The 20,590-nt window shown below is 60.3% G+C and carries 16 protein-coding genes; 5 read left to right on the forward strand and 11 right to left on the reverse strand.

What is annotated here, in order from left to right:
* Nucleotides 1–123: 123 nt before the first annotated feature.
* From mhpT to ACEN42_RS42765, 5 genes are all read left to right on the forward strand, one after another.
* Nucleotides 124–1,332 (forward strand): 3-(3-hydroxy-phenyl)propionate transporter MhpT, encoded by a 1,209-nt coding sequence (gene mhpT, locus ACEN42_RS42745; protein ID WP_371885201.1) that lies wholly within the window; start codon nt 124–126, stop codon nt 1,330–1,332.
* A gap of 46 nt (nt 1,333–1,378) precedes the next feature.
* Nucleotides 1,379–2,524, forward strand: a complete 1,146-nt coding sequence (locus ACEN42_RS42750; RefSeq protein ID WP_371885202.1) for a porin — start codon at nt 1,379–1,381, stop codon at nt 2,522–2,524.
* An 11-nt stretch (nt 2,525–2,535) separates the two neighbouring features.
* The gene (locus tag ACEN42_RS42755) at nt 2,536–4,245 is read left to right on the forward strand and encodes a tannase/feruloyl esterase family alpha/beta hydrolase (RefSeq protein WP_371885203.1); all 1,710 of its coding nucleotides are present in this window, start codon (nt 2,536–2,538) and stop codon (nt 4,243–4,245) included.
* A gap of 209 nt (nt 4,246–4,454) precedes the next feature.
* Nucleotides 4,455–6,233: an acyl-CoA dehydrogenase family protein gene (locus tag ACEN42_RS42760; RefSeq protein ID WP_371885204.1), complete on the forward strand. Its 1,779-nt coding sequence runs from the start codon at nt 4,455–4,457 to the stop codon at nt 6,231–6,233.
* Nucleotides 6,234–6,273: 40 nt separating this feature from the next.
* Nucleotides 6,274–7,188: an amidohydrolase family protein gene (locus ACEN42_RS42765; RefSeq protein WP_371885205.1), complete on the forward strand. Its 915-nt coding sequence runs from the start codon at nt 6,274–6,276 to the stop codon at nt 7,186–7,188.
* 208 nt (nt 7,189–7,396) lie between these two features.
* On the opposite strand, the gene ACEN42_RS42770 is transcribed toward ACEN42_RS42765, so the two are convergent.
* The 11 genes from ACEN42_RS42770 to rhaS all read right to left on the reverse strand — a co-directional run bounded on the left by ACEN42_RS42770 (nt 7,397) and on the right by rhaS (nt 20,556).
* The gene (locus tag ACEN42_RS42770) at nt 7,397–7,633 is read right to left on the reverse strand and encodes a hypothetical protein (protein ID WP_371885206.1); all 237 of its coding nucleotides are present in this window, start codon (nt 7,631–7,633) and stop codon (nt 7,397–7,399) included.
* 124 nt (nt 7,634–7,757) lie between these two features.
* Nucleotides 7,758–9,482: a SulP family inorganic anion transporter gene (locus ACEN42_RS42775; RefSeq protein ID WP_371885207.1), complete on the reverse strand. Its 1,725-nt coding sequence runs from the start codon at nt 9,480–9,482 to the stop codon at nt 7,758–7,760.
* 735 nt (nt 9,483–10,217) lie between these two features.
* Nucleotides 10,218–11,123 (reverse strand): MerR family transcriptional regulator, encoded by a 906-nt coding sequence (locus ACEN42_RS42780; protein ID WP_371885208.1) that lies wholly within the window; start codon nt 11,121–11,123, stop codon nt 10,218–10,220.
* 220 nt (nt 11,124–11,343) lie between these two features.
* Nucleotides 11,344–12,759, reverse strand: coding sequence for an alpha,alpha-trehalose-phosphate synthase (UDP-forming) (gene otsA, locus ACEN42_RS42785; protein ID WP_371885209.1), 1,416 nt, complete (start codon nt 12,757–12,759; stop codon nt 11,344–11,346).
* Between the two features lie 197 nt (nt 12,760–12,956).
* Nucleotides 12,957–13,505 (reverse strand): hypothetical protein, encoded by a 549-nt coding sequence (locus ACEN42_RS42790; RefSeq protein ID WP_371885210.1) that lies wholly within the window; start codon nt 13,503–13,505, stop codon nt 12,957–12,959.
* Nucleotides 13,506–13,834: 329 nt separating this feature from the next.
* Nucleotides 13,835–15,718, reverse strand: a complete 1,884-nt coding sequence (locus ACEN42_RS42795) for an MHYT domain-containing protein (RefSeq protein ID WP_371885211.1) — start codon at nt 15,716–15,718, stop codon at nt 13,835–13,837.
* Nucleotides 15,719–16,523: 805 nt separating this feature from the next.
* The gene (locus tag ACEN42_RS42800; protein ID WP_371885212.1) at nt 16,524–16,787 is read right to left on the reverse strand and encodes a hypothetical protein; all 264 of its coding nucleotides are present in this window, start codon (nt 16,785–16,787) and stop codon (nt 16,524–16,526) included.
* Between the two features lie 158 nt (nt 16,788–16,945).
* Entirely contained in the window at nt 16,946–17,119 is a 174-nt protein-coding gene (locus ACEN42_RS42805) for a hypothetical protein (RefSeq protein WP_371885213.1), read from the reverse strand.
* Nucleotides 17,120–17,742: 623 nt separating this feature from the next.
* Complete coding sequence (locus ACEN42_RS42810) at nt 17,743–18,495, reverse strand: SDR family NAD(P)-dependent oxidoreductase (RefSeq protein ID WP_371885214.1); 753 nt, start codon at nt 18,493–18,495, stop codon at nt 17,743–17,745.
* Entirely contained in the window at nt 18,492–19,355 is an 864-nt protein-coding gene (locus tag ACEN42_RS42815; protein ID WP_371885215.1) for a fumarylacetoacetate hydrolase family protein, read from the reverse strand. Before ACEN42_RS42815 ends, ACEN42_RS42810 begins: the two co-directional genes overlap by 4 nt.
* Nucleotides 19,356–19,542: 187 nt before the next feature.
* Nucleotides 19,543–20,556 carry a rhamnose ABC transporter substrate-binding protein gene (rhaS, locus tag ACEN42_RS42820; protein WP_371885216.1) on the reverse strand — a complete coding sequence of 338 codons (1,014 nt, stop codon included), beginning with the start codon at nt 20,554–20,556 and terminating at the stop codon, nt 19,543–19,545.
* Nucleotides 20,557–20,590 lie beyond the last annotated feature (34 nt).

Here is a 20,590-nt window from a genome sequence, read left to right on the forward strand (position 1 = left end):
CCGAACGGAAAGCAGACGTCCGTTTTTTTTCGCGCTTGATATCAGGAAACCTGATTAACAGTCGAACGTCACCGATCGAACACCGACATGAAAAACACCAGAGCAGTATTGCCAGGAGACGGCATGAACACGCGATCCATCGCGAGCACCGGCGCGCTCGCCACCCTGGGTCTTTGTTTCGCCGTCGCGTTGCTGGAAGGACTCGACTTGCAGTCGGTCGGCGTAGCCGCGCCGCGCATGGCGCGTGAGTTTGGCCTGTCCGTCGCGCAGATGGGTCTCGCTTTCAGCGCCGGGACCTTCGGTCTTCTGCCCGGCGCAATGTTTGGCGGGCGCCTGGCGGACCGGATCGGCCGCAAACGTGTGTTGATTCTTTCCGCGGCTATCTTCGGACTGTTGTCGATCGCGACCGCGCTCGTCACGAGCTTCAACGCGCTGGTCGCCGTTCGCGTACTCACCGGAATCGGCCTCGGCGGCGCCTTGCCGAACCTCATCGCGCTGTCTTCAGAAGCCGTGCCGCCGAAGGCGCGCAACACGGCGGTTAGCGTGATGTATTGCGGCATCCCGTTCGGCGGCGTAATTGCTTCGATCATCGGCATAGTGAGTGCGGGCGACATCGAGTGGCGCCATATTTTCTACGTCGGCGGTGCAGGACCGCTCGTGCTCGTGCCGCTGCTCCTCGCATTCCTGCCCGAGTCGAAGGCCTTCAGCCACGCCACGCATGGCGCAACGGGTAAGCCCGAGCCCGTCATGCAGGTGCTGTTCGGCGAAAGCCGCGCCCTTTCGACGACGCAAATCTGGGTCAGCTATTTCTGCACGCTGATCGTCCTTTACTTCTTGCTCAACTGGCTACCTTCCCTGATGGCCGCACGTGGTCTCGGACGCGCTGAAGTGGGCATCGTCCAGATCTTCTTCAACGTCGGCGGCGGTCTGGGCGCGCTCTTCATCGGCATGCTGATGGACCGCCTGCGCGGCGGCATCGTCGTGTCGGGCATGTATATCGGCATCATCGCGTCGCTTGCCGCGCTTTCTATCGCGCCCGGTTTTGCAGCGCTCACCGCGTCCGCGTTTTTCGCGGGCATGTTCGTGATCGGCGGGCAGTCGGTGCTGTATGCGCTTTCCGCCGCCTTCTACCCGACCTCGATGCGGGGCACCGGCGTCGGCGCAGCCGTCGCGGTGGGACGCGTGGGCTCCGTTGTCGGCCCGCTCGCCGCAGGGCAATTGCTTGCGATGGGACGCAGCGCCTCGGTCGTCATCGGCGCCAGCATTCCTGTCACCTTGATCGCGGCAGTCGCGGCGCTGATGCTGATCCGCCGCCCGCGCGTGACCGATTAAATCCACACAACGACATATCAAAACGACATAACGGTTTGGAGAGACTATGCAAGCGATTCGGTATAAGAAAAACGTGATCCTGGGCAGCGCGCTGCTTGCTTTCGCCGCAAGCGCGGCAGCACAGTCGAGCGTTACGCTCTACGGGATCGTCGATACGGGCATCGAATACGTGTCGCACGCCAACGCGGCGGGCGACGCCGTGTTCCGCATGCCGGCTGTCACCGGTGAATTTCCTTCACGGTGGGGATTGCGCGGCGCGGAAGATCTCGGCGGCGGATACAGCGCCGTGTTCACGCTGGAAAGTGGCTTCAACTTGCGCGATGGAAGCCTCGGACAAGGCGGACGACTGTTTGGCCGGCAAGCATTCGTCGGCGTCAAGAGCCCCTACGGCACGGTTGCCTTCGGACGACAGTACACCATGACGTATCTCGCGCTGATGAACGCGGACGTCATCGGCCCGGACATCTACGGCATGGGTTCACTGGACGCGTACGTGCCGAACGCCCGCGCTGACAACAGCGTGACGTACATGGGCACCTATCGCGGCGTAACGCTCGGCGCCGGCTATTCCTTCGGTCGCGATGCAGCCGGCAACAACTCCCCGGGACAAGGCTCCTGTGTGGGCTCGGTGCCGGGGCACGGGACGGAATGCCGCGACTGGTCTGTCATGCTCAAGTATGAAGCGCAGTACTTCGGCGCGGCAGCGTCATACGAAGAGCAACGTGGCGGAGCGACGGCCGCTGCCAACTTCTTCGATGGTGTGACGCCCACTCCGCTCACCAATGCTGCCGACAAGGATGCACGCACCCATGTGAGCGCCTATGCGCAGTATGCGGGCGCCAAGATCGGACTGGGTTGGCTTGGACGCCGGGTCGTCACCGATTCCCCAGCAGTCCCCAATGCGCGTTCCGATTTGTTTTTCGTAGGCGCATCTTACTTCGTGACGCCCGCGTTCATCGTCGATGGCGAAGTCTATCGCATCGTGAACAGCGATCATGACACGCGAGCCACGATGGGGACGCTGCGCACGACCTATCAGTTGTCCAAGCGCACGGCCGTCTACGCACAGGCTTCGTATCTCGCCAACAGCACCAAGGCGCGCTATTCGGTGAGCGGCGGTGGTGGCGGTACAACCCCCGCGGCCGGCGTCGGCCAGACCGGCGCCATGATCGGCGTACGGCATTCGTTCTAAGGAGACATTTCATGAAAAAGACGGTGATTGCAGCACTTGTTTCCACGATGGTGGCGGCATGCGGCGGCGGCTCGGACGATCAGAGCTCGTCGCTGCCGCAATTGAGCGCCGCGAGCCCCGCCAGCCTCGCGGGCACTTGCGACGCACTGGCAGCGAAGCTCGTCTTCGCCAATACGACCTACACGTCAGTCAAGGACGTACCCGCAGGCACGCTGACAATCGCGGGCAAGGCCGTGCCGGAACATTGCGTTATCGAAGGCACGATGAATCAGCGCGTCGGTTCCGTCGACGGAAAAACCTACGCAATAGGCTTCGAAATGCGTTTGCCGCTCGCGTGGAACGGACGCTTCTTCTATCAGGCAAACGGCGGCCTCGACGGCAACGTCGTAGCAGCGACGGGCGTCATCAGTGGCGGCGGTCCGCTTAACAATGCGCTCAATATGGGCTTCGCGGTCATCAGTTCGGACGCTGGACATTCATCGTCGCAGAACCCGCTTTTTGGACTGGATCCTCAGGCACGGCTCGACTTTGGCTATCAGGCCGTAGCCAAGCTGACGCCGATGGCCAAGCAGGTCATCAAGACGGCTTACGGCAAGGGCCCGGACCGCAGCTACTTCGAGGGATGCTCGAACGGCGGCCGCCATGCGATGGTCGCAGCGGCGCGCTACGCCGCCGATTACGACGGCATCATTGCAGGCGATCCGGGCGTTCATCTTCCCAAGGCCGCAATCGGCGAAATGTGGAGCGCGCAGCAATTTGCCAAGGTCGCGACGGCGACAACGGCGAGCGGACTACCCGACATTACGACAGGATTGACGGCGACAGAGCGGCAAATGGTAGCGTCGCACATCATTGCCAAGTGCGACGCGCTTGACGGGGCGACCGATGGCATGGTGCATGACATCAAGGCCTGTCAGGCGAACTTCGATCTCGCCCGCGATGTCCCGACCTGCTCCGCCAATACGCGCGATGGCACTTGTCTCACGAGCGCACAAAAGGACGCGCTCGGCAATGTGTTCTCCGGCGCGCGCAACAGCGCTGGCACCGCCCTCTATGCAAGCTTCCCATACGACGCGGGAATCAGCGGCTCCAACTGGGCGCTGTGGAAGCAAAGCAATTCGATCACGCTCGATCCCGGCGCCGCGGCCTTCACATTTACGACGCCGCCGCAAAGCGCATCGATACTCAGTCAGTTGTCGGCCTACGCGCTCAACTTCAGCATGGATACCGACGCGCCCAAGATCTTTGCGACGAGCGGCGTCTATAGCGAGTCGTCGTGGTCGTTCATGACCCCGCCTGACGAAACAAATCTGTCGGTACTGAAGAACCGAGGCGCGAAGCTGATTGTCTATCACGGCACCAGCGACCCGGTTTTCTCGTCCAACGACACGACAGACTGGTATCAGCGACTCATGACGGCTAACGGCGGCGACGCGAGCACGTTCGCGCGCCTGTACACCGTTGCGGGTATGAACCACTGCTCGGGTGGTCCTACCGCAGATCAGTTCGACATGCTGACGCCGATGATCGCGTGGGTTGAACAAGGCAAGGCGCCCGATAGCGTCGTGGCGACCGCGCGCGATGCAAGCAACGCCATACCTAACCCGGAGGTGCCGGCTGATTGGGGCGCAAACCGCACGCGGCCGCTGTGCGCCTATCCCAAGGTTGCGCGCTATAAGGGCGGCGATATCAACTCGGCATCGAGCTTCGCCTGCAGCTGATGAGCTCGTCAGCGGCGACTGCCACCTACTGGTTTTCACCGCTCGAAAACGGCGAATGGCGTCTGACCGAACGTCGCTCGCCGTTTCTGAACCTGCCGATAGTCGCGCTGCGGCGAGGCTGACGCATTTGCATCAGGCTCGCCGCTGACGCATCTAACGCAGCATCGCGTTCGTCAGCGGGCGAGCCCAATCATCTTTGCGATTCTTCAATGACCTACCCCTATCTCCTGCCGGTTCGGGACATGATGTTCGTGATCGAAGACTGGCTGGACGCCCTTTCGACCTGGCGAGCGGTTCCCGAATGGGCTGATCTCGACATGGCGACTGTGGAGCAGATTCTCAGTGAAGCAGGCCGGTTCGTCGCTGGACGGATTGCACCATTGAACGCGATCGGAGATGCCGAGGGCTGCCGGTTTGATAATGGCGACGTATTCATGCCGACGGGCTTCGTCAGTTCCTACCGCGCCTATGTCGAAGCGGGGTGGCCTCTGCTCGCCGCAGACGAAGAGCTTGGGGGCCAAAACCTGCCCGGATTACTGGAAGTCGCCCTTCATGAAATGCTTGCGGGTGCCAATCACGCTTGGCTTATGTCTCCGGGACTCTCTCATGGCGCAGTCGCCTGCCTGAAAGCACACGCGTCTGAAGAGATCAAGCAGGCGTATTTGGCGAAAATAGCCAGTGGCGAGTGGCTGACGACGATGTGTCTTACCGAGCCTCAAGCGGGAACCGATCTCGGTCGCATCCGAACGAAGGCGCTGATCGATGAAGACGGAAACTACAGGCTGACCGGCGAAAAGATCTTCATTACCGGTGGCGAACACGACCTTACCGAAAACATCGTTCATTTGGTTCTTGCACGCTTGCCAGACGCGCTTCCGGGCTCGCGTGGACTGTCACTGTTCCTCGTGCCGAAGTACCTGCCCTCGGCAAACGGCATGCAACGCAACAGCGTGACCTGTGACGGCATCGAGAAAAAAATGGGGCTCAAGGCGAGCCCTACCTGTACGATGCACTTCGACAATGCGACGGGTTACCTCATCGGCCAGGCGCATGGTGGTTTGCGCGCGATGTTCGTGATGATGAACGCCGCCCGTTTGCAAGTGGCGATGCAGGGAGTCGGACATGCGGAGAGCGCGCGGCAGCGCGCGAGCGCTTATGCCGAAGAACGCGTGCAAACGAGAACGCCGTCGCATGCCGGCGACGACGCGCCCACCCCCATCTCGCACCATCCTGCCATACGCCGTGTTCTGCTCGACCTTCGGTGCACTTCGGAAGGCGAAAGAATGATCGGCTACTGGGTGGGCGAGTGGATCGACAAAGCCGCCAGGCATCCGAATCGGGCTGAGCGAAAACAGGCCGATGCCATGGCGTCTCTGCTTACGCCCATCGCAAAGGCGTTCTTCACGGCCAATGGCTTTAACAGCGCGTCCAATGCGTTGCAGGTATTCGGAGGATACGGATACATGCAAGAGTATGGGGTCGAGCAAACCGTTCGCGACTCGCGTGTTTCAATGCTGTACGAGGGAACGAACGAAGTTCAGGCTGTCGACCTGGTTTTGCGAAAAGTGCTGTCCGATCGTGGGGAAACGCTGCGGTCTTTGCTTTCCATCATTAATGAGGAGAGTGCCGCTCTCGCGAAGACCGGTGAAAACGGCGCGCAGATTTCCGTTGTCTTGTCCACGCTATGTTTCGAAATGAACGAGATTACGAGCGCGGTGATAGAGCGCAGTGAGGATGACAAGGAACTTCCCTACCGCGTCGCTGACGCTTATCTCTCGGCTGCCGGCTGGCTTCTGTTGAGCTTTGCATGGGCCCGCACGTGGCGTATCTGCGTGAGTCGATCGGGCACAGACCCATTCCATGCTGACAAGATTTCATGTTCGCAGTACTTCTTCGACTTCAAGGTGCAGGAGTTCTTCCATTGCAGACGCCAAGTTCAAGCCTGCATGGATAGTCGGATTCCAGTCCTGAGATCCGGGCGCGCTTGAGTGTGGACTTCCCCAAGTCAGTCATCAACTTCAATTCACTATGAACATCGAAAAGCTTGTTGCGATCGATACCCACGTGCACGCCGAGGTTTCGTGTTGCCAGCCCCCTGACCTGTTTGGCAGAGAGTTCGACGAAGCCGCAGACAAGTACTTCGGCACAGTACTCAAGCTCGGGCGTCGTCCGACCATACCGGAGACGATCGATTACTATCGCGAGCGCCAGATCGGGTTTGTCATGTTCACCGTCGACTGTGAAGCCAACCTGGGGCGTCGGCGGATCTCGAACGAGGAAGTCGCTGAATTCGCGCAAAAAAACGAGGACATCATGATCCCGTTCGCCAGCATCGATCCCCATAAGGGAAAGATGGGCGCCCGCGAAGCTCGCACGCTGATCACGGACTACGGCGTTCGTGGATTCAAGTTCCATCCAACGTTACAGGGGTTTTTTGCAAATGACCGTCTCGCTTATCCACTCTATGAAGTGATAGCCGAGTATGGTTTGCCTGCGGTTTTTCATTCCGGACATTCCGGCATTGGCTCTGGAATGCCCGGCGGTGGTGGACTGCGTCTGAAATACTCGGAGCCGATCTATCTGGACGACGTCGCCGCCGACTTTCCCGATATAAAGGTGATCATCGCCCATCCTTCTTGGCCCTGGCAGGAGCAAGCGCTGTCGATTGCTTTGCACAAGGACAATGTATTCATCGACCTCTCGGGTTGGTCTCCTAAATATTTTTCCCCTGAGCTGGTTCGGTATGCCAATACGGTACTTAAGCGGAAGGTGCTCTTCGCATCCGATTTCCCGCTCATTACACCGGATCGTTGGATTGTGGACTTTCAAACGGCCGGTTTTCGACCTGACGTTCACCCGCTGATCATGAAGAATAACGCGGTAAACCTGCTGGGCCTCGGGAATACTGGCTCTTGCCCGGCGCTGACGCGGGCATCAGGATAGCGCGCACTCTGGGGTCGCCCGCATGCTGTGTAGCGACGTCCCCGGTTGGCTCAGATTGACGCAGTATCCGTTTGCCTACTTTTATGGAGTCGTTTCGGGCAGAAACCCAGCAGTGCTTTGAGCGTCGTCGGCGCGTTGGGGCCGAACTCGTTCGGCTGTCCGAAACCCTGCTTCAGAACGAGCGCAGCCGCTTGTTCATCGGACATCGTCATGAGCCATGCGTGTCCCGACGATGTGCAGGACAGTCGTGCTGCCTGGCCCATATCGGGATCGTAACGAAGCCGGTGCGCTGTCCGTCCGCCTTCCCGACCCAGATGATCGCTTCGCCGTCCACCAACGACAGCCGCGCCAGCTCGCCAGTGCGCGCTGCGACGCGTTCGATGATGGGCTGGGCGATATCCGCGACGCCGGTCAGGCTAAGGAATTCCAGGCCGTTCGACGTCATCCGCATGGTCAGGATGTAGCACGAAGCCGTGCCGCGCCCGGATGCCCGAGCGGCCCTCCCAGGCAGCCTCCCTGGGTGCCCACGCTCCCAGGTCCATGTCGGGTTAGCAATGGCTGCGACCGCCTCATGCGCCGGGTTCATCGTCTTCCCAGTCGCGCCACTGCACATTATGCGCCGCGAGGTAGCCACGGACCGCTTCGCCGACGGTCGGAAACAAATGCGCTTCGCCGATGATCCGCAGCATGTCATAGCGCCTCAGGTGGTCCTTCACCGGGCCTTTCAGCTCCGCGAAGCACAACGTGATGTTCCGTTCGGCGAGCTCCTTGTGCAAGCGCTCCAATACTTCGACAGCGGTCAGATCAATGTCCGTCACGGGCGCCGCCGCGATCACGGTCCAGCCGACGGTTTCGCCGGCATCATCGATTGCGCGCAGTAGATGTTCGCGAAAGATTTCCGCGTTGGCGAAGAAAAGTGGCGCATCCCAGCGGAACAAGACGAGGCCGGGCACACGTCGCGCCTCGGGATGACGCGATATGTCGTGATAGCCCTTGCGTCCGTCGATACGCCCGAGCACTGCATCATACGGACGCCATGCACGCCAGAGAAATGACAACATCGTGAGCAGCAGCGCGAGCGCGATGCCGTTGACGACGCCCAGCACCGCCACGCCCACGAAGCACGCGAGCGCCTGGACGAACTCGCTCTTACGCAGCCGATAAAGCCGCATCACCCCGTGTACTTCGAGCAGGCCAAGACAAGCGGCAATCACAACAGCGGCAAGCGCCGATTGCGGCGCGTCCGCCAGCGCGTGCGGCGCAAGCGTGAGCAATGCCGCCACGACGATGGCGGCGAAAACGCCGGTCAACTGCGTCTTCGCGCCCGCAGCCTCGGCCACCGGTGTGCGCGAGCCGCTCGCACTGACGGCGAAGCCCTGGAACAATCCGGCTGCGATATTCGACAAGCCGAGCGCGATGCATTCCTGATTGCGATCAACGGTCTCCTTGTTGCGCACCTCGTACGTGCGCGATAGAACGACTACGTCCGTGAATGAGACGAGGGCGATCGCCGCTGCGGCGCCAAGGAGTTGCCACCATTGCTCGGGCGCCATGATCGGCCATTCTAAAGACGGCAACCCGCGCGGCACGCTGCCGACGGTTGGGACGCCCGCGCGCGCGCCGAGATCCATCGCCTTGACGAGTACAGTTGCCGCGCCGACCGCGAACAGCACGCCCGGCACCTTCGGCCAGAACCGCTTGACGAGCAAGATCAAGACGAGGGTGCCGATGCCGACAGCAAACGACGTCAAGTTCACTTTCGATGCCGCGAGCCCATCGATCAGATCATCGATCTGCGCGAAGAACGACTCGCCCTTGCTTCTGAAGCCGAGCAGCTTCGGCATTTGACCGACAATGATCGTCAGGATAATGCCGTTCAGGAAGCCATATCGGATAGGCAGCGACAGCAGCTCGGTGACGAAGCCGAGCTTAAGCAACCCGATTGCGAGACAGAACGCGCCCACCAGTAGCGCGAGCGCGCCGGCCGCGACTAGCGCGCGCTGCGGATCGCCCTGACTCAAGGGCAGGATGCTCGCGGCGATAAGCGCGACGAGCGCAGAGTCCGGACCGACGACGAGAAAGCGGCTCGGGCCGAAGATCGCGTAGGCGAGCATCGCGGCGAACGATGTGTACAGACCGTTCACCGCGGGAACGCCTGCTGCTTCGGCGTAGGCCATGCCCGCCGGCACCAGGACCGCACTGACCGACAAACCCGCGACGAGATCATGCATGAGCCAGCGCGCCTTATATGCGCGCAGCATCGCAAGCCCGTTGATCAAGCGAAGTAAATTCATCGCGCGCTTGCACGACGGTTGGCTGTGGTGCCACCTTCATGCCATCGTTGCCCTTTTTCTGCCGGGAGCAAGAGCGGTTCCAGGCCGGGAGTGCGGCTTGCCTGAATGCTGGATACCCGCATGGCAGCTTTCAAACGAGGGAACGCGTCACGACGCCCGGCCGTCCTGCAGCTTCGCCATGAGGCGATAGCCATCAGACTTGATCTCATAAGACCACTCGCCTCGCGCTGGCGGGCCTGAAACCAGGATCACCAGCTGCGGGGGATCTCTTCAGGCAACGACGCACGGCGAGCGCCGGCGTCCAGAAGCGGATATGCGCTCGGCTTTCTCGCTCGTGGCACGGTCCGGTGCGCTAATCCTTGCTCCCAACTCGCTTTTCCCGGTACTGCTTCCTGTTTGGCTATGCATGGCGTTCGTCGACCTGCCTGTCTGGTCGAGGGGCGCGTCGCGGGGGCCGAGATCAGTGTCCCACGCGGAGCAGGCACTGCGTGACGTCATTCTCCACAGCGGCGAGCCGCTTCTGCACGCTCGCCTCCTCGTCACCATCTTCCGGCGCCTTAGCCGCGACCGACGTTTTGCGCCGCTAGCCACATGAAAAGTGCCGTACCGGGATCCGTGCTTCAACCCTTCGGGCGACAGCACCTTCAAGCACCTTGCCGAGCCGCATCGTCGTGGTCCGAAAACGGGTATCATGGCCGAGGAACATGTTGCCAACCCGCCGCGCTTTGGCTTCGATCAACAAACGGTCGATTGTCGCCATTCCGCGACAGCTTCATCGATGAGGGTTAAACCTGCCGCGTGATGCACGCCGTCTTGAAGCTTGCGGCGTAGCGTCGGGCTGCTTCCTCCGACCCAGGTGCGCACGTGCGGCGGTAGGCGCTTACGTAGATCAGTCAGACCGTTCACGACGGACTGCGGGGGCCGCGTCGCGGTGAAAGGCAGCGCGACGATATCGACCTTATGCGCCGCCACCGCATCAACGATATGGTGCAGCGACGTCTGCAAGCCCAGTCGAAGGCACTCGCACTCCGCGAGCGTGAACATTGCTTCGGCCATCAGGATGCCGAGGCCGTGCCCTTCGCTGGAGAGTGTTGTAAGCAGCACGCGCGGACGGCCGCCGCGCCCACGCACGGCGTCGGAGAGTGGGCGCATCAACGTGCGCACGGTAGACTGGATGGCCTCGCTAAGCAGACTTTCGTGGTAGACCTGCAAGGTGCCCGCCGCCGAAGCATTGCCGACGCACGTCAACAGCGGCGCCGCGACGTCCAGCACGAAGCGCTCGAGCCCATCGCGCGTCGCCCGCTTCAGCAGGCCAAAACGGAACTCGTCGTAAGCGCTCGCGCGCAACAGGGAAATCAGATGACCGAGCTCGGCCTCAGGCGCGTCCTGTCCGACGCCGGAACTCTTGGCTAAGTGCTGCAGCACCTCGATCGATTCTCCGACAATCTTGCCTGGCCGGTGCCCCGCGTCGAGGAGCCGCCTAACGAGCCGCAGCTTTGTCACCTGTTCCTGCGGATACAGCCGTTGGCCGCCGGGCGACCGCATCGGCCGCGGAAAGCCGTAACGGCGCTCCCAGACACGCAGCGTGTCCTTCGACAAACCAATTGTTTGAGCGATCACTCCAATGCCGATTTCTGGCACGCCTGCCGCCGGCGTGAGCGATGAGACGTACTCCGCAGTCTCAGCCCTATTGGAGGCCCGGTCCGAATGGAAGTCTTGTTTGTTCCGATGCATTTGTCATAGACCGATCGACTAAAGCGCACATGTCGCACTCGGTGCAAGCGAAGGCGGCAAGAATGATGGACAAACTTCCTAGCCAGGAGAATCTTCATCATAAACAAAATCGAAACGCGTGATGGCGTTAACGAGCTCCAACGATCAATAGGTTGTCCTGTTCCACATGTTTTAATGCCTGGAGAAAAGTCGAGCTCCACCAATGAACGTCGTGCTTGCGGATCCGGCTCAACAGTGCGTCGTGCCGCTGAATGCGCTCGTCCGCGGACATTGTCAAAGCCTGTTCGATGGCCTGGGCCGTGCCCTGTATGTCGTACGGATTGACCAGCAGCGCTTCCTTCAGTTGCTCCGCTGCGCCGGCGAAGCGTGACAGCACCAGCATGCCGGGGTCAGCCGGGTCCTGCGCCGCGATGAATTCCTTCGCCACGAGGTTCATGCCGTCGCGCAACGGTGTGACCAGCGCCACGCGGCTCGCGCGGTAAAGGCCCGGCAGACGCTTGCGGGCAACATTACGATGGATGTAGCGCACGGGCATCCACTCGAGCTCGCCATAGTCCCCGTTGATCGCGCCGCACAGGCTATCCATCTGACGCCGCAGATCGTCGTAGGCGCCGACCTTTTCGCGGCTCGGCGAAGCGATCTGGATCAAAGTCGCGCGGCTTCGGTTTTCGGGGTAGCGAGCGAGCAGCTCGCGGAATGCCTCGACTCGCTGCGGCAATCCCTTCGAATAGTCGAGCCGGTCGACGCCGAGGAGCAGGCGGCGCCGCGAGTATTCTTCGCGCATCCGCAAGAACATGTCGCGCCCGTCTTTCGCCTCGGCGAGCCGAACGAACTCATCGATATCAATTCCAATCGGGTAAGCACCGACACGCAAGGTCCGGTTGAAGGCCCGCAGGCGCTCGCGGCTCAATCGTTCCGCGCGCGCTTCGGACTCCACGTAATGACAGAAATGGGTGACGTCCGATTCGCTTTGCAGTCCGACGAGGTCATAGGCGAACAGTGACTTCATCAGCCACTCGTGCTCAGGGATCGCCGCCATGATCAACGGTGGAGGCATCGGGATGTGCAAGAAGAACCCGATGCGATTGCCACAGCCCAAGGCGCGCAATGCCGACGCTAACGGAATCAAGTGATAATCGTGGACCCAAATGAGGTCGTCTTCTCGCAACAGCGGCAGTAACTTGCGCGCGAATAACTCATTCACCCGCCGGTAGCCAGCCACGAACCGTAAATCGAAGTCCGCCAGATCCAGACGATAGTGAAAGACCGGCCACAGGACGCTGTTGGCGTAGCCGAGATAGTACGTCTCGTAATCGTCCCGGGCCAGGTCGAGCGTCACAAGTTGCACATTGCCGACAGTTTGGGTGTGAAGCTTGTCGTGGCGAGCCATCTGTCCACCGTGTTGATCCTGAATCTTGCCGCTCCAGCCAAACCAGAGGCCGCCCGTTTGGCGCAGGCTCTCGCCCACTGCAATAGCGAGGCCGCCCGCGGCAGGATTGCGAGGATCACCGGTTCGATTCGAAACGACGACAAGCCGACTCATGGGGGCTGCTCATGTGACAGTACGGTGACCGCGCGGCGTCGCTCGATCCCAAATGCGACGGGAGTCGATCCTCGCGCGACTGCATTGAGCCAGCGACGCTTCGGTTTGGTGCCGCCGCAGCCACGAGATCGCCATCGCTCAGGCTCTCGTGGCTGCGACTGCGGTGTACGACATCCTTTCGCGTGAATCGAAGCCGGTTAGCGGATACCGCGGCTATCCGAGTCGCCGGAATCCACTCCGCTCGATTGAATCTCCCTGCGTTCCCATCTCATATACAGATCGGCTGCCACCACGCCAAACACCATGTGAGCGAGCGCAGCCGCCCAATTTCGGGCTTCCGCAAACCAGGGAAAAAGACTGGTCAGGCCATAGAAGTTGATGAGATACACGGCAAGGCCGAATGCGATACCGACAACGGTTGCCATTACAAGGCTCGAGTCGAAGCTGAACGATACGATGATCAGGCTCAAAATGACAGTGAACAGAATCGCAAGCGCGAAGTGCACGGCAAACGCCACGAGCACGATGCCGAGCGAAAAGACCTCAGGAGATTGCAACGCGCCACGGCCCAAAATGATGGCCGCAATCATGTGAGGCTGGACCACCGGATCCTGCCCCGTCACGATCGCCATCAAGAATGCACCCAGCACCAGAACCACGGCGCCGGCTACGACGCCGGCCCAGACCGCGGCGCGCCAATCGGGCATGCGGTGCGTGAAACGGTGAGAATGAAGATGAAGTTCCATAACGGCCTCCAACGGCTAGTTGATTTGTTCAACTACCCGGTCAGAACAGTTCGAAACCGCCATGGACGGTGAGCGCTACCATTCGACCGGTAGTCGCATGCATGACATGTTGTCATGCGAATACGGCGGCAGCTTGCCACCGGTTCTTCGCCGTCGCCATAGAGGACATCTTGCGCCCGACCCTGTTCACGCGCAACATTCACCGATTCAATCGATTTCAGGCGCGACCGCGATCCGGGCGTTCAGCGGAGACGGCGAACGAATGGCTTGTTCATCCAGTCCGTCGAGATCCATGACTGCCGCTCGACGTCACCGTAGACACGAGATCCCTAAAAATAATTGGCGGAACGCTCTTCTTTCCTGGCGTGGCTGTTCGCCGTGACAGGCAATGAAATTCGCACCGTTGTGCCCGTTCCCCGCCCTGCGCTGAAGGCTTCGATGGCGCCGCCATGCGCCTCCACGAGGCGCTTGCTGATCGCAAGGCCAAGTCCCACCCCGCCGCGGAATCTGCCTTTGTCCTGCGCGTTTCCCTGCGCGAAGCGCTCAAATATGTGAGGGAGCGCCGCTGCGTCGATGCCGATCCCACTGTCCTTTACCTCGATCGTGGCCTGTCCCGCGCGACATGCGACGCTCGCCGTCACAGCATCGCCCCGATTCGAGAATTTCACTGCGTTTTGAAGCAGGTTGGCCAATACTTGCCGAAGACGCTGTTCATCGCCCGCCACCACGCAAGGATCGGCAGTTTCAAGACGCACCGTGATGCCGTTCTTCGAGGCGAGGGTCGCCGCATCCGAGACGCTTAGCCGGACCAGTTCCGCCAGCTCCACCGGCTGCGTCGCCAGACGCACTTTGCCTTGCGCCACCGCTGATGCGTCCAGAAGATCATTCACGAGACGGGCTTGGGCCCTCGTGCTGTCTTCGATTCTTCGGAGCGCATTCTCGATCGCCGATGGCGAGCTACCTGCGGCGCGCTTCAGCACTTCCACCCACGACAAAACGACATTGAGCGGATTACGCAGTTCGTGACTGACGGCGGCAATGAATGCGTCTTTGTTCACATTTTCCTTCTCCGCACACTCACGGGCCCGACTTTGTTCGTCAAGCATGACCGCGGTGAGCTTCTCAAAAGCCTTTCGCTCCGTGATATCGGCAAACGTGATGGCAACGCCGTCGAAAAGCCTGGCGCAATTAATGCGAAACCATCCGCAGAAGCCCTCCCCTATATATTCCTGCTCGACCGTGGTCGGTGTGCCATCCGCAAGCACGCGGATATAAACAGCGAATAAACCATTTGCCAGTGCACTGGGGAAGCGGCTGAGGTATCGCTGCCCGATCACATCGCGCTCGGTCGCGCCCCAAAAGTGAAGTGCGGCGGGATTGGCATATTCAAACGAAAAATCTGCGACGATTGTTCCCGTCCGGATCGCCTTCAAGATGAAAAACGGATCAATCGCGACGTCCTGAGCTGCCTTGAAACGCTGCTCGCTCGCCATCAGTTGGTCCGACGTCAGCGACAATTTGCGCGACTGCTCGTTTTGACGAACACGCGCTTCCTTGCGGGTCTGGACCAGTGCCGCCATCAAGGCCATGCCGAGCACCGCAAGAATGGCGATGAAGATCTCAAACACGAAACTGCGTTGGTCGAAATCCGTTGCGGCTCGGCTCGTGCAGTTGGGCGCGAATATCGCTGCGGCCATCGCGGTGTAGTGCAAACCGGAAACCGCCAGTCCCATGACGCACGCAGCGCTGACTTGCTTCACGTGCTTAGCACGTTCGATCGTCCGTAACTGCGTGATCATTCGAAGCGCCACATAAGACGCGGCCATTCCGATTATCACGGACAATGCGGCGGGGATCGGCATATACCGAATGGGAGGGCTCATCTGCATGGCCGACATGCCCGAGTAATGCATGACTGCGATGCCGACGCCCATCAGCATCGCACCGACGAACACCGAACTGCTGGAAGGATTGGGTGAAGTGACGAATGTCAGTCCGAGCCAGCAGACGAGCACCGCCGCCGCCCACGAGGCCAAGGTCGTTGCGAAACCAAAGCCCACGGGTACTGGCAGTCTGAACGCCAGCATCCCGACAAAATGCATCGACCATATCCCCGTGCCGAGTACCAGCGCGATCACACCGACCCAAACCGCGTGGGTCCCGCTGACCTGCGAAGACCGCGCGTCCACCATGCGCAAAGCGACGAAGGACATCGCGGTCGCCAGAAAAATCGATAGACCGACTAAAGGAAGGCTGTAAGAACCGGACATGAAGTCATGTAACTGGAGGGTAGCAGCGTCGATTCTACGGGCGTCGTTTCAAAAGGCCGCACGCTTCTCTGTACGAGTTTTCCCCAATTAGCTTTAGACCGGTAAAATGTACCGCGCTCAATGTCGATGCCCCTCTGACTGGCGAACTTCGTATTCCGCTGCGCGCGGGAGCAGTCGTCGCCTTCAGATGAGTCCCACCTCTCGATCCGGTTCTGTTAGACGATCGGCAACGACCGGTCTTCGCTGAAACATCAGTTCGACGCGGCGAGCGTTCGTCGAGGGCACCGAGCACGCCGTCGACCGTCTCCGTTTATTCACGGCAGTTGCGTCCATAAGCGTTTCGACGGCATGCCGGCCTATGCTTCGGCCGCGCGTTGGCGACGATTACTCGATTTAGAATGCCGTCAGTTCAAAGCTGCACGTCGCCGCGCGGCGCTTATATCCGCAATTCCCGAGAGGTAGCTTTGGCAATGGGCGCGTGTCCTACTCGACGATGCGCCCGATGATTCATGCAGAGGTTGGTGCGGGACCGGTAAGTGATGTCGGGAGCGCGGCGTAATATTCCGTTGCACACGCGCACTTGATCGGCGACAGCCGGCGGGCTACCTTCAAAAAGCGCCCCAAGGGCGCAATCCCTCATTTGCCCGCTAGTAATGGCGGGCGTTTTTTTGCGCAAAGCGTCCCGCTGCAGCAGCAACGCAATCCACGGCGACCGATTGACGAATGTCGTGCTCCGCCGCGCAACTTTCTACACGTTCACCGACGTTCCCTGCTTGTCGGCGACCGCGCCATGCTCGTTCGCGGCTTCGATGGCAGCTGGTTGCAATGGCGGCGCATCTTCCCTTTTGTCGCGAGCGACCAGATCATCGCGGAACTGTGCCGCGACCGAAGTGGCCTGCGAAGTCGACATGATCGTATTCGTAGACCGAAGTCGCAGCAGCAACGTCCAGTGGGCGAAATCCCACCGCATTCCCATCGCGGCAATCTGGGCATCAATGTGCTCAGGCAACACGTCGGGTCTTTGCGAGGTCTTTTAGGAAACTGATGGTCCACTCGAACCCGTCCGGCGTGAACACGACGTGAGCCGGTGCTGATAGGTTCGGGTGCAGTCAAAGCGCCCAAAGCGAAGGCGGCTCCTGGGGCGAACCATTTATGTGCTCAGTAGCCGGCTCAGACGAAGGATGTCGGGCAGACCGAAATCGCGGACATCGAACCCTGCTTGCCCGCGCGATAATGCGGCGTCGCGCGCAATCTCGAACGCAACGGACCGTTCTCGTAGGAGGGCGGCCAGGCCATCGACAAGAAGCCTTGTTTCGTGTGCAGACAACAAGTCGGCAAGTCCATGTCTTTGTTCCAACACTATCAGCTCCGAAGTGAGAGTCCTTGCAGCGTCGCTTCCAATAGCCGTCGACGAAGACCGTTGGATTGCCGGGCACGGATGCGCCAGCCTCGCCTGGCAACTTCAGACAACTGCCATATCCAGCAATTCCCATCCAGCCGCAGACACATAGACATGGCTGCGAAGCGGCAGCGCCTCGTCGTTTGCCCAACTAGAAGGTGGCCGACAAGTCTCGCTCCAGCCATGCAATAGGAATATTCGATTAGAAATGCCGCCCCTCAACGTAGTCCTGGGCGGGGCGATGCCCGGCTTTTACTGGCTGAACTTCATTTTAGGAGCCGAACGCTTCGTTGATCTCCGAACCGTCGGCCCGTGTTGCCGCAGAAACTTCGAGATGTTGACAAAGGATTGGGGCCGTTTCCTCTTGCTAGCACTGCCAGCCGGGCCTCGTTAAATGCGGATGGTTCAACGCCGCGGCACTCAGTCCCTCATCGATTTTCGTCATTCCAAAAAGAGCGGTTGCAATAGCACGCCCGCAAGCAGACGATAGTAATCTCGACGCGACCGCAGCAGCGGTTGATATCCAGCCCTGTCGTGATCACCGTTGTCCTCGTCGACGACGTCGACATTAATAAGTCGTCCGCCCGCCGGAAATATCGAAAACCGCGCCCGTGCTGAACGCGCAGTCCTCGGACGAGAGCCAGAGAATGAGCGACGCCGCTTCTTCAGGAAGCAATAGTCGGTTCATCGGGATCTTGGACAGCATGTAGTCGATGTGCTGCTGCGTCATCGATGCGAGAATCTCGGTCTTGGCCGCCGCGGGTGTCACTGCGTTGACGAGGATGTTCTTGGTCGCCAATTCCTTGCCGAGCGACTTTGTGAGCCCGATGACGGCGGCTTTCGATGCACTATAGTGCGAGGCGTTCGGATTGCCCTCCTTTCCCGCCACGGACGAAATGTTAACGATGCGACCATAGCCCTGCTTTAACATCTGCGGCACGACCGCACGACAGGTCAGATACGTGCCAACAAGATTGACATCGATCACGCGGCGCCACACGTCTGGCGCGAGCTCCCACGTCGTACCGTTGCCGCCCGTAATACCCGCGCTATTGATCAGCACATCGAGCGAGCCGTGCTGCTCGACGGTCCGCTTGACCGCGTCATCCACGGACTCTTCTCGTGTAATGTCGACGGTCGCCGTCGACACGTTTCCCAGTGGCGCGAGTTCGGCCCGGCTCTGCTCCAGTCGTTGGGCGTCGACGTCCCATAGTGAGACAGACGCCCCCGAGCGTAGCGCCCGCTCGGCCACCGCATAGCCAATGCCTCGTGCCCCACCGGTGATTGCCACCGTGCGCCCATTCAGATCGATCTGATTCATTCTGCCTCCGCAATATTCGTGTTCACCGTGCGTTGCTGCTGTTCGCCGAGTCCTGCTATGCCGAGCCGCATCGTCTGTCCGGCTCCCAGATAGACGGGTTCGGGCTTCTGTCCCATGCCGACACCCGGCGGCGTCCCCGTAGAGATCACATCCCCGGGCTGCAGGCTCATGAATTGACTAATATAGGAGACAAGCGTCGCGACATCGAAGATCATCGTGCGCGTGTTGCCATCCTGATACCGCTTGCCGTCCACTTCGAGCCACATGTCCAGATCCTGCGGATCGGCGATCTCGTCACGCGTGACAAGCCACGGCCCAATCGGTCCAAACGTATCGCAGCCTTTGCCTTTATCCCATTGTCCACCGCGCTCAATCTGATAAGCGCGTTCGGAGACGTCATTCACGACGCAGTAGCCGGCGACGTAGTCGAGCGCGTCTTCCCGGCTAACGTAGCGCGCTTCCTTACCGATTACCACGCCCAGCTCGACCTCCCAGTCGACCTTCTGCGCACCGGGCGGGATGAGCACATCGTCGTCCGGGCCCGTGATCGAACTCGTCGCCTTCATGAAGAGAACCGGCTCCGTGGGAATTGCCATGCCCGACTCTTTCGCATGATCCGAATAGTTAAGGCCCACGCAGACGAGCTTACCAACGCGTCCGACGCAAGGACCAAAGCGTACCTTGCCCTCTACGACAGGCAGGCCTTCCAGATCGATTTCCGCGAGCTTTTGCAATCCCGCAGGGGTCAAAGCCGCGCCTGCGATGTCTGCGACATGCGCGGATAGGTCGCGCACGTGCCCGTCTGCGTCCAGTACCCCTGGTTTTTCATCACCGGGCGCGCCAAAGCGTACAAGTTTCATCTGTCGTCTCTCCTTTGAAATATGGGTGCAATGCGTTCAGCTAAGAGCGCGCTGACGGCCGGACGATCCGGTTCACGCAAACGCCGATCGAACTACGAATTTTCACGAGCGTGTGTTCCCGCTTGCGATGGCAGATGGGGACATCGGCACGAGGTGGAACAGTCGCTTCCCGTGCCGACGACGTCCGTCAAAAGTTGTACTTGTCGATGTTGTTTGCATCGAACGTGGTGGGCGGCCCGAGAATCACCTCGCCTTCCTTGCCGATGGTGCGTTTTCCGAGCTTGCCGGCGTCAAACGATTCGCCTTCCTTGCCGGTGATCGTGCCCGACGCGAGGTTCGCCGCTGCGTACGCCGCGAGGTAGCCGAGTTGGCCCGGATCCCACAGCTGGAACGCCGTGACAGTGCCGTTCTTAACAAATGAGCGCATCTGATTCGGTGTGCCGAGGCCGGTGACCGCTACTTTGCCTTTAGCCGGAGAGGACGAGATATAGCGTGCCGCCGCCGCGATGCCGACCGACGTTGGCGCGACGATGCCCTTGAGGTTCGGATACGCCTGGAGCAAGCCCTGCGTTTCGACGAAGGACTTCTGGTCATCGTCGTTGCCATAGGCAATCTTCACGAGCTTCAGTTTCGAGTATTCAGGTTTCTTCAGTTCCTCCTGCATCCACTTGATCCAAGTGTTCTGATTGGTTGCGTTTGGCGTGGCGGAAAGGATCGCGAACTCGCCCTCGCCGCCTATGAGTTTTGAGAGGAGCTGCACCTGCCCGCGCCCGATCGCTTCAGCGTTCGCCTGGTTCACGAAGATCTGTCTGCCCGCCGGTCCCGTATCGGAATCGAATGAGACGACCTTGATGCCTTGTGCCATTGCCTTCTTGAGGTAAGGCACGACAGCATTCGCATCGTTCGCCGCAATCACGATCGCGTCCTGCCGCTGCGTGATGAGCGTATTGATGTACGACACCTGCGATGACGCGCCCGCATCCGACGGTCCGACCACTTTGCCTTCGCCCTTGAACTCCTTGATGGCCGACATTCCTCCATCGTCGGCGATGACCTCGTAGGGATTATTGATCTGCTTCGGTACGAAGGCGATTTTCAGGCCGCTCTTGACCTCGGCAGCGTAGGCGGTGAGCGAAACGCCCGCCGCAACGATCGCCACGGCAATGAGTGCAGCGCGGGTAGATCGAAGTGTTCTCTTCATGTCTCACGTCTCCTGAGTGCGCGGTGCCTCCGCT

This window comes from Caballeronia sp. S22 (assembly GCF_964261745.1).
In the GTDB taxonomy this organism is placed as follows: domain Bacteria; phylum Pseudomonadota; class Gammaproteobacteria; order Burkholderiales; family Burkholderiaceae; genus Caballeronia; species Caballeronia jiangsuensis.